We start from the raw sequence: 12689 nt of genomic DNA on the forward strand, positions 1-12689 counted from the left end.
TGGTGTCAATGCGATGAAATGCGCCGTGAGTTGAGGCACATCTGTTCACAGAACCCGCAGAGATCGCTAACTTCCCCTCAACCTCGTACACACCGGGAAGGATCTCTGTGAAGGCAACCCATCGCAGAGCCGTGGCCACCATGGCCGCCGCCGCACTCGCGACCCCGCTCCTGCTGGCATCCGCCTCCCCCTCCGTCGCGCACCGCCACAGCCCTGGCGAGCAGGCGGCGAAGGACGCGTCGAAGCTGGCCAGGAAGCTGGTCGACAAGTCGTCCGCCACGGACGCCTACAAGCACCTGCAGAAGTTCCAGCAGATAGCCGACACGACGGGCGGCCACCGGGCCGCGGGCACGCTCGGGCACGACGCCTCCGCGGCCTACGTCTACCAGCAGCTGAAGAAATTCGGCTACGACGTCTCGTACCACCAGTTCGACTTCATCTACACCGAGACACAGGCCGAGAAGCTCTCGGTGCTCACGCCCGCGCCGCGCGACATCGAGATCAAGGCGATGACGTACACCAAGTCCACGCCGGTGGGCGGCATCAAGGCCGATCTGGCCGCGGTGCCTGTGGACGAAACGACCGGCTGCGAGCCCGCCGACTACGCGTCGGGGGCCTTCACCGGCAAGATCGCGCTGATCAAGCGGGGCGGCTGCACCTTCGGCGCGAAGCAGGCAGCCGCGGCAGACGCGGGCGCGGCCGGCGCGATCATCTACAACAACACCGACGGCGCGCTCGCCGGCACCCTCGGCGACTCGGCCACCGGCAAGATACCGACCGGCGGAATCACCAAGGCGGAGGGCGAGAAGCTCGCCGCCGACCTCGCCACCGGCCCGGTGAACATCTCCTTCGAGATCCGCCAGCTGCAGCAGAATCGCGTCACCAACAACGTCATCGCGGAGACCCGCGGCGGCAACGCGGCGAACACCGTGATGCTCGGCTCGCACCTCGACTCGGTGACCGCGGGCCCCGGCATCAACGACAACGGCTCCGGCTCGGCCGGACTCCTCGAAGTCGCCCAGGAACTCGCCAAGTCCAAGTCGAAGCCCGCCAACAAGGTCCGCTTCGCCTGGTGGTCGGCGGAGGAGAACGGCCTGCTCGGCTCGGAGGCGTACGTCGCGCAGCTGAGCTCCCTGGGCAAGAAGGAGATCAAGCTCTACCTGAACTTCGACATGATCGCCTCGCCGAACTACGGGCTCTTCGTCTACGACGGCGACGACTCGGACGGCGTGGGGGCGGGTCCCGGCCCGGTCGGCTCGGCCCAACTCGAGCGCGACATCAATGAATTCCTCGACAAGCGGGGCACGCCGCACGAGGGCACGGACTTCACCGGCCGCTCCGACTACGGCCCGTTCATCGAGGTCGGCATCCCGTCCGGTGGCACGTTCACGGGCGCGGAGGGCATCAAGACGGACAAGCAGGCGGAGAAGTTCGGCGGCACGGCGGGCGTCGCGTACGACTCCTGCTACCACGCCAAGTGCGACACGATCAGCAACATCGACATGAAGGCGTTCGCCGTCAACATCGGCGTCATCGCCAACGCGGTGGGTACCTACGCCCACGACCTGAGCTCGCTGCGCAAGCCGGTGGTCACCGTCCCGACGGACGGCGACGCGGGCAGCGGCGGCGGCCTGCACGACGGTCACGGCCACGAAGTGACCGAGTAACCGGTCCGGGGGACCCCCAAGAGACTGAAACTCGTGAGAACACTTCCCCTACGTCCTGCGGGCGTGGGGGAAGTGCACGTTCAGCGCCGGCGCGACCGTCCCGACCCGCCCGGCCGTAGGCGCGGGCGTGTCCGTTTCCGGCGCGGTCGGCGGCTGCTCGGTGACGCTCATGGCACCCCTGTATTCCGGGTTTGCGTCATTTTGATCAACATTGCACTGTCGCTGCGTGGCTGCGCCATGAGCCGCTTGACCGGTAGGCTTTCCGTGTGATCTTCAAGCGCATCGGTAACGGGCGGCCGTATCCCGACCACGGCCGGGAAAGCACCCGGCAGTGGGCGGATGTCGCGCCGCGCCCGGTCCGCCTCGATCAGCTCGTGACCACCAAGGGCCAGCTCGATCTCGAAACGCTGCTCGCCGAGGACTCCACGTTCTACGGCGACCTCTTCGCCCATGTCGTGAAGTGGCAGGGCGACCTCTACCTCGAGGACGGCCTGCACCGCGCCGTGCGCGCCGCGCTGCAGCAGCGCCAGGTGCTGCACGCCCGCGTTCTCGAGCTGGGCTGAGCCGGAGCGGCCAGGGTCGCCGACTGACCCTTTCGGGCCCTTTCGGGACCGTACGGACGCAATCGGTTGATCATTTAGTAGGCATCGGCACCAGGCCGCACTACGCTGCGCCCATGAGCATGCTCACTCCCCCCGGCATGGGCGGAAAGTACCGCATCACGGGCGACAGGTACCCCCGAATGCGACGCCCGCGCAACCGCGGCAGGATCGTTGTGGCAGGCGTTGCCGCGGTGATCGCCCTCGGCCTGGCCGGGTGGGGAACGCTGCAGCTCATCGACGTCTTCACCGGCAACGGCAAGAGCACGTCCGCGGCCGTCCGCACGACGGACTGCAAGCACTCACCCAAGCCGTCCGGCGCGCCGGTGCGGCCCGTGACGCTCAAGCCGGGCCAGATCACGGTGAACGTCTACAACGCGACTCCTCGCGGCGGCCTCGCCAAGGCGGCCGCCGACGAGCTGAAGAAGCGTGGCTTCGCCATCGGCAAGGTGGGCAACGCCCCGGCGGAGTACGACAAGAAGATCCCAGGCACCGCGATACTGCTGGGCGCGCCGGCGGCCACCAACGGCCCCTTCTCGGTGCTCGGCACCCAGCTGAAGAGCGCCACGACCAAGACCGACGCCCGCACGACCCCTGACGTCGACCTGATCCTCGGCACGGCCTTCAAGACCCTGGACGCGCCGAAGGACGCGGATGCGGCCCTGGCCACGTTGGCCAACCCCGCGCCCGCGCCCTCCAGGAAGTGCTGAACTAGTCCGCCGTGCCGTACATCCGGTCGCCCGCGTCGCCGAGCCCCGGCACGATGTAGCCGTTGTCGTTGAGCCGCTCGTCGACCGAGGCGGTGACGACCGTGACCGGCGCGCCCGCCAGCTCGCGCTCCATCACCTCGACGCCCTCCGGCGCCGCCAGCAGCACGACCGCGGTCACATCGTCCGCGCCGCGCTTGATCAGCTCCCGGATCGCCGCGACGAGTGTGCCGCCGGTGGCCAGCATCGGGTCCAGGACGTACACCTGGCGGCCCGAGAGGTCCTCCGGCATCCGGGTCGCGTACGTCGAAGCCTCGAGGGTCTCCTCGTTGCGGATCATCCCGAGGAAACCCACCTCGGCGGTCGGCAGCAGCCGCACCATGCCGTCGAGCATGCCCAGGCCGGCCCGCAGGATCGGCACGACCAGCGGGCGCGGGTGCGAGAGTTTTACGCCCGTCGTCCCGGTGACCGGGGTCTCGATGTCCACCTGCTCAGTGCGCACATCCCTGGTGGCCTCGTACGCGAGCAGGGTGACCAGCTCGTCGGCTAGCCGCCGGAAGGTCGGGGAATCGGTGCGCTTGTCGCGCAGCGTGGTGAGTTTGTGCGCCACCAGCGGGTGGTCGACGACATGGATCCGCATGGCGCCAACAGTAGCCCGGGGTCGCATCAAGGGAGGGTCCGGAGGGAAGGTGGAACCGTACGGACCCAGCCGTGGGGTGGTGTGTGGCCGATGCCGGAGCCAGAGCCTGATCGTGAGCAGTACGACATAGAAACCGAGAGCGATGCGGAGCGCAGGCGGCGACGCGCCCATTTCCTCCGCGAGCTCAATGAGGCCAAGGCACTGCGCGACCGCGTCCAGCCACGGCGGGCCCGAGCGGCCCGGATGCGCCAGCAGATGCGCATGCGGACCTTCCGCTGGTAACCGGTCCTGGTGAGAACTGATGGCCGACGCAACGACGGAAGACCTCTCGCATCGGCTTGGTTTCTGCCACGATTCCGAGTGGGCGGGGCACAGAGCATTTGCACCGCCGGTCGTCACACCTCTGATCAGTGGGAGAGTCACGGTGTACTTCGCCGCACTGCTCGCGCGCACTCAAGACGGGTGGGAAGCGAGCGACACAGAGCTCGACGATGTGGAGACCCTGTCGGATCTGACCGACCTGGCCCGTGAGGCCTCGGTGGACGAGGACACGGTGCTCGTCTACATCGAGCAGGAGGACGCTTGGTTCGGGATCATCCGGGTCGAGGGCGAGGAGGATCCTCGTATCTTCGTCTCGGACGCGGCCGCGGCCGCGCGTTCCTCGTACGGGGAAATCCTCACCAATGAACTGCTCGGCGGGGACGATGACGACCCGGCCGACGATCTGGACGCGCTGGACCTCGACGGCACGGAGGACGGAGAGCCGGACGAGGACGACGAGGAGGGCGAGTCCGCCCCGGTCGGCGAGCTGGTGCCCGCGGGACCGGTCGGCGACCGCTTCATCCTCGCGGACCTGGGGCTGTCGGAGAAGGAGCTGCTGGCACTGGACACGGACGCTTTGGCGGAGATCGCGGACTCGCTGGGCGCGGCCGAGGTGCTGGAGACCGTCCGCTAGTGACTCCGGCTCCCCCATCCCCTCCCGTAGGCGATCCAGTACGCGATCCCTGGGAGGAGCCGATGCGTCTTGCCCTGGCTGAGGCGGAGCGCGCGGCGCTGTCCGGCGATGTGCCGGTCGGCGCAGTCGTGCTGGCCAGGGACGGCACGCTGCTCGCCGCCGGGCACAACGAACGCGAGGCGACCGGCGATCCGACGGCGCACGCCGAGGTGCTGGCGATCCGCAGGGCCGCGGCCCTGATCGGCGACTGGCGGCTGAGCGGCTGCACGCTCGTCGTGACACTGGAGCCGTGCACGATGTGCGCGGGCGCGATCGTGCAGTCCCGGGTGGACCGGGTGGTCTACGGCGCACGTGACGAGAAGGCGGGCGCGGCCGGCTCGCTCTGGGATGTCATACGGGACCGGCGGCTGAACCACCGGCCCGAGGTGATCCTCGGCGTGCTGGAGCAGGAGTGCGCGAAGCAGCTGACGGAGTTCTTCCGCGAGCGCTGACCGACGCGAGCCCTGACCGACGTTCCCGATACGGGTTCCCGATACGGATTTCAGAGCACGGCCCACCTTGGGCTAAGCTCTCTCCCGGTAGCGTGTCCGAGCGGCCGAAGGAGCTCGCCTCGAAAGCGAGTGTGGGGAAACTCACCGAGGGTTCAAATCCCTCCGCTACCGCTCTTGTCGAAGGGACCCCGGTGCATCGCACCGGGGTCCCTTCGTCTTTGACGTGTGCGGCCCCCCAGTGGGGGCCGGTTCCTGGCCCGTTAGACTCACGCGACGCACGACCAGGGGGCTGGAGAGGCCACAGGGATCGCAGGGGAGGCAGGGGCTGATGGTGCAAACGAAGAAGATAGCTCTCTACATCGTCGTCGTCTTCGTGCTGTACACGATCATCACCTCCCCGGCCAAGGCCGCCGACCTGGTCCAGATAGGGTTCGAGGGCATTTCGAGCGCCGCGCAGGGCGTCGGAGAGTTCATGTCCGAGCTCGTGAATTAGGAGTGCCCCTTGATCCGCCATCTGGTCCTCTTCAAGCTCAATGAGGGCGTCGAGCGCGACGAGCCGCGTGTTCTCGCCGGTGTGAAGGCCTTCCAGGAGCTGGATGGCGTCGTACCCGAGCTGGAGTTCTGGGAGTGCGCCTGGAACATCACCGACCGGCCGATCGCCTATGACTTCGCCATCAACTCGGCAGTCGCCGACCACGATGCGCTGAACCGGTACATCGAGCACCCGGCCCATCAGGCGGCCGCCGGACAGTGGCGCGAGTTCGCCACGTGGGTGATCGCCGACTACGAGTTCTGAGCCCCCGGCTTCCCAGGCCCCTCGCCACTCTGGCGAGGGGTTTTTTGAGGTTTAAATCCCAACTTACCGTCAACACGGCGTTATCAGGTGCTTGCACACAGTGGACATGTCTTGTGATGCTATGACCGCTTTTGACGGATGAGTTGACCGTAGTTGACCGCAAAGGGGTCGCGTGACCGTGCCGGCCAGTACTGCGCCTCAGGTGCCGCCCCAGAACGAGCGGCCCGACGATCCCCCGGCCACTGCCGGGAAGCCCCAGAGCAGGGGCGCGGACACCCGGGCACTGACCCAGGTGCTCTTCGGCGAGCTCAAGGGACTCGAACCGGGCACCCCGGAACACTCCCGGGTCCGTGGGGCGCTGATCGAGGCGAATCTGCCACTGGTGCGGTACGCAGCCGCCCGCTTCCGCAGCCGCAATGAGCCGATGGAGGACGTCGTCCAGGTCGGCACGATCGGGCTCATCAACGCGATCGACCGCTTCGACCCGGACCGCGGGGTACAGTTCCCGACCTTCGCAATGCCCACCGTGGTCGGCGAGATCAAGCGGTACTTCCGCGACAACGTACGGACCGTGCATGTGCCACGACGGTTGCATGAGCTGTGGGTGCAGGTCAACGGCGCGACCGAGGATCTGACGACGGCTCATGGCCGCACACCGACGACCGCCGAGATCGCCGAGCGGCTGAAGATCGGCGAGGACGAGGTGCTGGCCTGCATCGAGGCCGGGCGCTCGTACCATGCGACTTCGCTGGAGGCGGCCCAGGAGGGCGACGGGCTGCCCGGGCTGCTCGACCGGCTCGGTTACGAGGACCCGGCGCTGGCCGGCGTCGAGCATCGTGACCTCGTACGCCACCTCCTCGTACAACTGCCCGAGCGGGAGCAGCGGATCCTGATGCTCCGCTATTACAGCAATCTGACGCAGTCGCAGATCAGCCAGGAACTGGGCGTTTCCCAGATGCATGTGTCAAGACTGCTGGCCAGAAGCTTTGCGCGGCTGCGATCCGCAAACAGGATCGAAGCGTAGCTGGAACGGGTAGACCTCTCCAGGGCCCCTTTCAGCCACCCATAAGCCGCACACCCCCTCTTTCCAGCGCAAATTCACCCGATACATGTCGACATGTCACTACAGCGTGTTGCCGACATGTGACATTCTGCCGGAACCGCGTTTGCCGCAGCCCCGCCTCCGGTATTCAGGTGGAGGCTGCGTTCCTCCGATGGTCGTGGCCGCCGCGACCGTCCGCGACCTCAAGGGGGTGGCATGTCCTCAGAACAGGGCAGCTCCAAGGTGCTCACGCTCACGAAGAGCGCTCCCGCACCCGTCGTGCCTGACAGCTCGGAACCCATCGACACCCGCACCCTGTCCCGCTCCCTGTTCCTGCGGCTGCGCGCGCTGGACACCGAGAATGCCGCGGGCACGGGCAACACCCCGGAGCGCACCTATGTGCGCGACACCCTCATCGAGCTCAATCTCCCCCTCGTGCGGTACGCCGCGGCCCGCTTCCGCAGCCGCAATGAACCGATGGAGGACATCGTCCAGGTCGGCACGATCGGCCTGATCAAGGCGATCGACCGGTTCGACTGCGAACGGGGCGTGGAATTCCCGACGTTCGCGATGCCGACGGTCGTCGGCGAGATCAAGCGCTTCTTCCGCGACACCTCGTGGTCGGTGCGGGTGCCGCGCCGGCTCCAGGAGCTGCGGCTCGCGCTGACCAAGGCCAGCGACGAGCTGGCGCAGAAGCTGGACCGCTCCCCGACGGTTCCCGAACTGGCAGCGGTGCTCGGGGTGTCGGAGGAGGACGTGGTCGACGGCCTCGCCGTCGGCAATGCGTACACCGCCTCCTCGCTGGACTCCCCGTCGCCCGAGGACGACGGCGGCGAGGGCTCGCTGGCGGACCGGCTCGGGTACGAGGACTCGGCCCTGGAGGGTGTCGAGTACCGCGAATCGCTCAAGCCCCTGCTGGCCAAACTCCCGCCCCGCGAACGGCAGATCATCATGCTGCGCTTCTTCGCGAACATGACCCAGTCGCAGATCGGCGAGGAGGTCGGCATCTCCCAGATGCATGTCTCGCGGCTGCTGACCCGTACGCTCGCGCAGCTGCGGGAGGGCCTGATCGCCGACTGAACCCGGCGGAACCCTGTGGGCAGGGGTTCCTTATTGACGGTGCGTCAGACACACTGACGCGATGCGACGACGTCATGGAGCAGCTCTCGCAGCGGTCACGCTCTGCCTCGGCGGGGCGCTGACCGCGTGCGGGAGCGGTGGCGGCGACGGTTATGTGGCGGTCGGCGCCGCCGGGTCCGGGCCCGACGAGGCGCCCAGCGCCGCCGTGCCGCCGAAGGGCGAGGTCGTACTGGTGCCGCTGGACGGCGCCGTGCCGTCCGGTGACTCGGAGGGGAAGACGCCGGAGGAGAAGCCGGGGAAGCCGGGTGAGCGGGAGCTGCCCGCCGTCCCGGGCGGCGGCACGGGAAGTGCCGTCGGCGGTACTGGTGGCGTCACAGGCGGCACCGGAAGCCCGGGCGGTACGGGCGGAGCCTCAGGCGGCGGTACGGGAAGTACGGGCGGATCAGGCGGTCCAGGCGGCCCTCCTGCCACCCCCACCACCCCAACCCCGCCCGGTACACCGCCGAAGCCGGCCCCAACACCCCCAGGGCCCGCCGTACTCACGCTCGGCGAACCGGTCCGCACCGCCCTCGACAAGCGCTGGTGCGAGAAGGTGACGGTTCAGTTCCGCAACACCGGCGGCTCACCGGTGACCTCGGGCACCGTCACCTTCGCGACGCACATCATCGGCGCACTCGGGATCGACTGGGCGACCATCGAGTCGGCTCAGCCCCTGCCCGCGCCGATCGCCGCGGGAGGGTTGAGAAAGCAGGCGTACACCGTGTGCGTGGACGCCTGGCGGGTGCCGCTGGGCATGCATATCGAGACCCAGAGCGTCACCGCCGTATGGAAGTGACCCGGCGGAAGGTGACTCGGTCGGCGTGATCAGCCGAGCGCGAGCCAGGCCACCGCGCCGAGGATCACGACGACCGCGATGACGCCGGCGATCAGCCCGGCGCGCGAGGACGACTGCGCGGGTGCCGCCGCCTGGCGGCCCTGCGGCGCACCCTCGTCGACGAAGGCGCGGAACATCTGGGTGCTGCCCGCCGGGTCGTAGTTGCCCTCGGGGCCCTGACCTTGGGGAGCGTGGGGGTTGTGTGCCATGGGGCAGGACCCTAGCGAACCCAGGTGGCGGGCCCAACCCCGGGCGGGCAGCAGATATCTCGCTGTGCGGGCCGTGACCGGCGGCATGCGAAGCCTTTGGTGTTCCTTTACTACTGCAAGCCCGTTTTCGTTTGCCTGTAGCAACCAACGGCTTCTATGGTTGCCCTAAGCAACAAGATGGGGAGGGGCCGGCCATGGCCGCACAGAGTCAGTACGCGGAACTGGCCCGCCAGCTCAGCGCCATCGGCGCCATAAAGCGCGGCATCGCGCGGATCCTGCCCGTCGAGTGCCCGTCCGGCTCCGCCGCTGTGCTCACCTTGCTGGACCGGCACGGTGGGATGCGGATGAGCCGGCTCGCCGAACTCCTCGCCGTCGACATGTCGGTGACCAGCCGGCATGTCGCCCACGCCGCCGAGCGCGGCTGGATCGAACGGACCCCCGACCCGGGCGACAAGCGCTCCCGCATCCTGCGGCTGACCCCCGCGGGCCTGGACATGCTCGACAAGCTCGCCCAGCGAACCACCGACATGTTCGCCCGCCACCTCAACGACTGGTCCGACGACGAAGTCGGACAGCTCATCGTGATGCTCGCCAGACTGCGCGACTCCTTCGGAGACTGCCGGGCCCACGCCCCCCGTACACCCGCATGACACGACGTAAGACAAGGAACTCAATGGCTACGACCACACCAGCCGGTGTGCGGGGCGGCCACGCCAAGCATGGAGGGCCCTCCTCCGCCGACGGCGCGCCGATGACACACAGGCAGATCATGGAGGCGTTGTCCGGGCTGCTGCTCGGCATGTTCGTCGCCATCCTGTCGTCCACGATCGTTTCCAACGCCCTGCCGGAGATCATCACCGACCTCGGCGGCGGACAGAGCGCCTACACCTGGGTGGTGACGGCCTCGCTCCTGGCGATGACCGCGACCACCCCGCTGTGGGGCAAGCTCGCCGACCTCTTCTCCAAGAAGCTGCTGGTCCAGATGGCCCTGGTCATCTATGTCCTGGGCTCGGTGGTCGCCGGGCTCTCGCAGAGCGCCGGCATGCTCATCGCCTGCCGCGTCGTCCAGGGCATCGGCGTCGGCGGTCTCTCCGCCCTCGCGCAGATCGTGATGGCCGCGATGATCGCCCCGCGCGAGCGCGGCCGCTACAGCGGCTACCTCGGCGCGACCTTCGCCGTCGCCACCGTCGGCGGCCCGCTGCTCGGCGGCGTCATCACCGACACCGAGTGGCTCGGCTGGCGCTGGTGCTTCTACGTCGGCGTGCCCTTCGCGCTCATCGCGCTGATCGTGCTGCAGAAGACCCTGAAGCTGCCGGTGGTGAAGAGGCAGGTCAAGGTCGACTGGGCGGGCGCGTTCTTCATCAGCGCCGCGGTCTCGCTGCTGCTGGTATGGGTGACCTTCGCCGGTGACAAGTACGACTGGATCTCCTGGCAGACGTACGCCATGGTCGGCGGCTCGGTCGTGCTCGGCGCGCTCTTCCTGCTCGTGGAGTCGAAGGCGAGCGAGCCGATCATCCCGCTGCGGCTGTTCCGCAACCGCACCATCACGCTCGCCTCCCTGGCCTCGCTCTTCGTCGGCGTCGCGATGTTCGCGGGCACGGTCTTCTTCAGCCAGTACTTCCAGCTGGCGCGCGACAAGTCGCCGACGATGTCCGGCGTCATGACCATCCCGATGATCGGCGGCCTGTTCCTCTCGTCGACGGTCTCAGGCCAGGTCATCACCAGGACGGGCCGCTGGAAGGGCTGGCTGGTCGGCGGAGGCGTGCTGGTGACGGCGGGCCTCGGACTGCTCGGCACCATGCGGTATTACACCGAGTACTGGCACATCGCGATCTTCATGGCCGTCCTGGGTCTCGGCCTCGGCATGATGATGCAGAACCTGGTGCTCTGCACGCAGAACCAGGTCGCCGTCGAAGACCTCGGCGCGGCCAGCTCGGTCGTCACCTTCTTCCGTTCGCTGGGCGGTGCGGTCGGCGTCTCCGCGCTGGGCGCGGTGATGTCCAACCGGGTCACGCAGTACGTCAAGGACGGGCTCGCCGAACTCGGCCCGCAGGGCGCGGCGCTGGGCCACGGCGGCACGGGCGGCGGGGGCATCCCCGACCTGGACAAGCTGCCGGCTCCGATCCGTACGGTTATGGAGAGCGCGTACGGGCACGGGGTCGGCGACATCTTCCTCTACTCGGCGCCGTTCGCGCTGCTGGCTTTCCTGGTGACGCTGTTCATCAAGGAGGTGGCGCTCAAGTCGAGCGCAGCGCCGGAGACGTCGGAGGGTTCTGTCCGGGGTGTCGTGCGGGGTGTCGTGCGGGCAGGCACCGATCACCGTCCGCTGGCCGACGCCCGGGTGACCCTGCTGGACGCCACGGGGAAAGTGGTCACCACCGCGACGACCGGGGCCGACGGGGCGTACGCCTTCGCCGACCTGGACACGGGGGAGTACACGGTCATCGCGACCGGATACCCCCCAGTGGCGGGCGCGCTGACGGTGGCCGGTCGCGGGGTCGAAGGCCACGACATCGAACTCGCCCACCCCGGCGAGTAGTCGATCCCCGGAGCGCTCCGAGCGGAGGCGGCTCCTCGGCGATCGGCACGGCGCTGAGGGTGAAGCCGGCCAGCCGGGCGGTCCAGGGTGAGGTCCTGCCGACGGCCTGAGGATTAGGCTGCCGCGCATGGCACCCAACATCGCCACCAACACCAAGGTGGAACTGGACGAGTTGCTGGAGTTCGTACGCCCCAGGCACCGGGCAGTCCTGCTGACCGCCCGGGCGGACGGCACCCCGCAGGGCTCCCCGCTGACCTGTGGGGTCGACGACTCGGGCCGGATCGTGATCTCCACGTACCCGGAACGCGCGAAGACCCGGAACGCGAAGCGGAACCCGCAGGTCAGCTTGATCGTCCTGTCGAACGACTGGGACGGGCCGTGGGTCCAGGTGGACGGCACGGCGGAGGTGATCGACTCCCCGGAGTCGGTGGAGCCGCTGGTGGAGTACTTCCGGAATATCGCGGGGGATCATCCGGACTGGGACGAGTATCGCGAGGCGATGGTGAAGCAGGGGAAGTCGATCATTCGGGTGACGCCGGGGAGGTGGGGGCCGATCGCGAAGGGCGGGTTCCCGGCGAGGCTGACCGAGAGCTGACGCGGGGGGGGCTGCGCCGCGGTGGGGGGCGTGCCTCGGCCCCTTGGCGGAGGGGGACGCGGGGTGCGGGCGCGGTCTTTTCCCCCACCCCGCCCCTTCCCGAAACCGGGGGCAAGCCCCCAGCCCCCTGCGGGGGAGGGAAGAGGTACTTGGGGGCTGACGCCCCCACACCCCCGGCCACTCCTGCGGCTTCGCCGCGGAGCCCGAGGGAAACGGGGTGGGTCTGGCGGCCCACACCCGTGCCGCTCCGGCGGCTCCTCCGCCGAGCCCACGAAAGGGGTCCCCTCCCCCCAGGCCCCCTGCGGGGAGGGGAAGAGGTGCGTGGGGGCTGACGCCCCACACCCGCGGCGGCTTCGCCGCGGAGCCCGAGGAAAACGGGGTGAGTCTGGCGGCCCGCACCCGTGCCGCTCCGGCGGCTCCTCCGCCGAGCCCACGAAAGGGGTCCCCTCCCCCCAGGCCCCCTGCGGGGAGGGGAAGAGGTGCGTGGGGGCTACG

General features: G+C 68.8%; 17 protein-coding genes and 1 tRNA gene. 15 read left to right on the forward strand and 3 right to left on the reverse strand.

Features of this window, described 5'->3' with window-relative positions:
• The first annotated feature begins 131 nt into the window (after positions 1-131).
• Positions 132-1667, forward strand: coding sequence for a M28 family metallopeptidase (locus ACZ3H8_RS14550; RefSeq protein ID WP_467402274.1), 1536 nt, complete (start codon positions 132-134; stop codon positions 1665-1667).
• Between the two features lie 48 nt (positions 1668-1715).
• On the opposite strand, the gene ACZ3H8_RS14555 is transcribed toward ACZ3H8_RS14550, so the two are convergent.
• A complete protein-coding gene (locus tag ACZ3H8_RS14555; protein ID WP_467401517.1) occupies positions 1716-1838 on the reverse strand; it encodes a hypothetical protein in 123 nt (40 codons plus the stop codon).
• A 95-nt stretch (positions 1839-1933) separates the two neighbouring features.
• Here ACZ3H8_RS14555 and ACZ3H8_RS14560 point away from each other — a divergent pair, with 95 nt between their 5' ends.
• Together ACZ3H8_RS14560 and ACZ3H8_RS14565 are read left to right on the forward strand one after the other, a co-directional pair.
• Positions 1934-2230, forward strand: coding sequence for a type II toxin-antitoxin system VapB family antitoxin (locus ACZ3H8_RS14560; RefSeq protein ID WP_003955420.1), 297 nt, complete (start codon positions 1934-1936; stop codon positions 2228-2230).
• A 137-nt stretch (positions 2231-2367) separates the two neighbouring features.
• Complete coding sequence (locus ACZ3H8_RS14565; RefSeq protein ID WP_467402277.1) at positions 2368-2976, forward strand: LytR C-terminal domain-containing protein; 609 nt, start codon at positions 2368-2370, stop codon at positions 2974-2976.
• 1 nt (position 2977) lies between these two features.
• On the opposite strand, the gene upp is transcribed toward ACZ3H8_RS14565, so the two are convergent.
• Entirely contained in the window at positions 2978-3613 is a 636-nt protein-coding gene (gene upp / locus ACZ3H8_RS14570) for a uracil phosphoribosyltransferase (protein ID WP_307662440.1), read from the reverse strand.
• A gap of 90 nt (positions 3614-3703) precedes the next feature.
• Between upp and ACZ3H8_RS14575 the strand changes: the two genes are divergently transcribed.
• From ACZ3H8_RS14575 to ACZ3H8_RS14615, 9 genes are all read left to right on the forward strand, one after another.
• Positions 3704-3895, forward strand: a complete 192-nt coding sequence (locus tag ACZ3H8_RS14575; protein WP_467401520.1) for a hypothetical protein — start codon at positions 3704-3706, stop codon at positions 3893-3895.
• 142 nt (positions 3896-4037) lie between these two features.
• Positions 4038-4568 (forward strand): tRNA adenosine deaminase-associated protein, encoded by a 531-nt coding sequence (locus tag ACZ3H8_RS14580; protein WP_467401522.1) that lies wholly within the window; start codon positions 4038-4040, stop codon positions 4566-4568.
• Between the two features lie 62 nt (positions 4569-4630).
• On the forward strand, positions 4631-5059 hold the full coding sequence (gene tadA, locus ACZ3H8_RS14585) for a tRNA adenosine(34) deaminase TadA (protein ID WP_467401525.1): 429 nt from the start codon (positions 4631-4633) through the stop codon (positions 5057-5059).
• A gap of 86 nt (positions 5060-5145) precedes the next feature.
• A tRNA-Ser gene (locus ACZ3H8_RS14590) sits at positions 5146-5230 on the forward strand.
• A 157-nt stretch (positions 5231-5387) separates the two neighbouring features.
• Positions 5388-5552 carry a hypothetical protein gene (locus ACZ3H8_RS14595; RefSeq protein WP_307662437.1) on the forward strand — a complete coding sequence of 55 codons (165 nt, stop codon included), beginning with the start codon at positions 5388-5390 and terminating at the stop codon, positions 5550-5552.
• Positions 5553-5561: 9 nt separating this feature from the next.
• On the forward strand, positions 5562-5855 hold the full coding sequence (locus ACZ3H8_RS14600) for a Dabb family protein (protein WP_467401528.1): 294 nt from the start codon (positions 5562-5564) through the stop codon (positions 5853-5855).
• A 178-nt stretch (positions 5856-6033) separates the two neighbouring features.
• Positions 6034-6879 carry an RNA polymerase sigma factor SigF gene (locus ACZ3H8_RS14605; protein ID WP_307662435.1) on the forward strand — a complete coding sequence of 282 codons (846 nt, stop codon included), beginning with the start codon at positions 6034-6036 and terminating at the stop codon, positions 6877-6879.
• Between the two features lie 234 nt (positions 6880-7113).
• Complete coding sequence (locus tag ACZ3H8_RS14610; RefSeq protein ID WP_389180289.1) at positions 7114-7977, forward strand: RNA polymerase sigma factor SigF; 864 nt, start codon at positions 7114-7116, stop codon at positions 7975-7977.
• A 61-nt stretch (positions 7978-8038) separates the two neighbouring features.
• Positions 8039-8812: a hypothetical protein gene (locus ACZ3H8_RS14615; protein WP_467401533.1), complete on the forward strand. Its 774-nt coding sequence runs from the start codon at positions 8039-8041 to the stop codon at positions 8810-8812.
• Positions 8813-8841: 29 nt separating this feature from the next.
• On the opposite strand, the gene ACZ3H8_RS14620 is transcribed toward ACZ3H8_RS14615, so the two are convergent.
• The gene (locus ACZ3H8_RS14620; protein WP_398994193.1) at positions 8842-9060 is read right to left on the reverse strand and encodes a hypothetical protein; all 219 of its coding nucleotides are present in this window, start codon (positions 9058-9060) and stop codon (positions 8842-8844) included.
• Between the two features lie 194 nt (positions 9061-9254).
• On the opposite strand from ACZ3H8_RS14620, the gene ACZ3H8_RS14625 reads away from it, so the two are divergent.
• The 3 genes from ACZ3H8_RS14625 (at position 9255) to ACZ3H8_RS14635 (ending at position 12194) form a co-directional block, all read left to right on the forward strand.
• Positions 9255-9710 (forward strand): MarR family winged helix-turn-helix transcriptional regulator, encoded by a 456-nt coding sequence (locus ACZ3H8_RS14625; RefSeq protein ID WP_467401536.1) that lies wholly within the window; start codon positions 9255-9257, stop codon positions 9708-9710.
• Between the two features lie 101 nt (positions 9711-9811).
• On the forward strand, positions 9812-11599 hold the full coding sequence (locus tag ACZ3H8_RS14630) for an MFS transporter (RefSeq protein WP_467402278.1): 1788 nt from the start codon (positions 9812-9814) through the stop codon (positions 11597-11599).
• A 127-nt stretch (positions 11600-11726) separates the two neighbouring features.
• Positions 11727-12194: a PPOX class F420-dependent oxidoreductase gene (locus ACZ3H8_RS14635; protein ID WP_467401538.1), complete on the forward strand. Its 468-nt coding sequence runs from the start codon at positions 11727-11729 to the stop codon at positions 12192-12194.
• The last annotated feature ends 495 nt before the right edge of the window (positions 12195-12689 follow it).

It is taken from the genome of Streptomyces sp. NPDC002868 (genome assembly GCF_055563295.1).

Excerpts from the sequence above, each read along its gene's own strand:
- ACZ3H8_RS14630 (WP_467402278.1), top strand. The coding sequence starts at position 9,812 with ATGACACACAGGCAGATCATGGAGGCGTTGTCCGGGCTGCTGCTCGGC.
- ACZ3H8_RS14635 (WP_467401538.1), top strand. The coding sequence starts at position 11,727 with ATGGCACCCAACATCGCCACCAACACCAAGGTGGAACTGGACGAGTTG.
- ACZ3H8_RS14620 (WP_398994193.1), bottom strand. The coding sequence starts at position 9,060 with ATGGCACACAACCCCCACGCTCCCCAAGGTCAGGGCCCCGAGGGCAAC.
- ACZ3H8_RS14625 (WP_467401536.1), top strand. The coding sequence starts at position 9,255 with ATGGCCGCACAGAGTCAGTACGCGGAACTGGCCCGCCAGCTCAGCGCC.
- ACZ3H8_RS14575 (WP_467401520.1), top strand. The coding sequence starts at position 3,704 with ATGCCGGAGCCAGAGCCTGATCGTGAGCAGTACGACATAGAAACCGAG.
- ACZ3H8_RS14610 (WP_389180289.1), top strand. The coding sequence starts at position 7,114 with ATGTCCTCAGAACAGGGCAGCTCCAAGGTGCTCACGCTCACGAAGAGC.
- ACZ3H8_RS14595 (WP_307662437.1), top strand. The coding sequence starts at position 5,388 with ATGGTGCAAACGAAGAAGATAGCTCTCTACATCGTCGTCGTCTTCGTG.
- ACZ3H8_RS14565 (WP_467402277.1), top strand. The coding sequence starts at position 2,368 with ATGGGCGGAAAGTACCGCATCACGGGCGACAGGTACCCCCGAATGCGA.
- upp (WP_307662440.1), bottom strand. The coding sequence starts at position 3,613 with ATGCGGATCCATGTCGTCGACCACCCGCTGGTGGCGCACAAACTCACC.
- tadA (WP_467401525.1), top strand. The coding sequence starts at position 4,631 with ATGCGTCTTGCCCTGGCTGAGGCGGAGCGCGCGGCGCTGTCCGGCGAT.
- ACZ3H8_RS14615 (WP_467401533.1), top strand. The coding sequence starts at position 8,039 with ATGCGACGACGTCATGGAGCAGCTCTCGCAGCGGTCACGCTCTGCCTC.
- ACZ3H8_RS14555 (WP_467401517.1), bottom strand. The coding sequence starts at position 1,838 with ATGAGCGTCACCGAGCAGCCGCCGACCGCGCCGGAAACGGACACGCCC.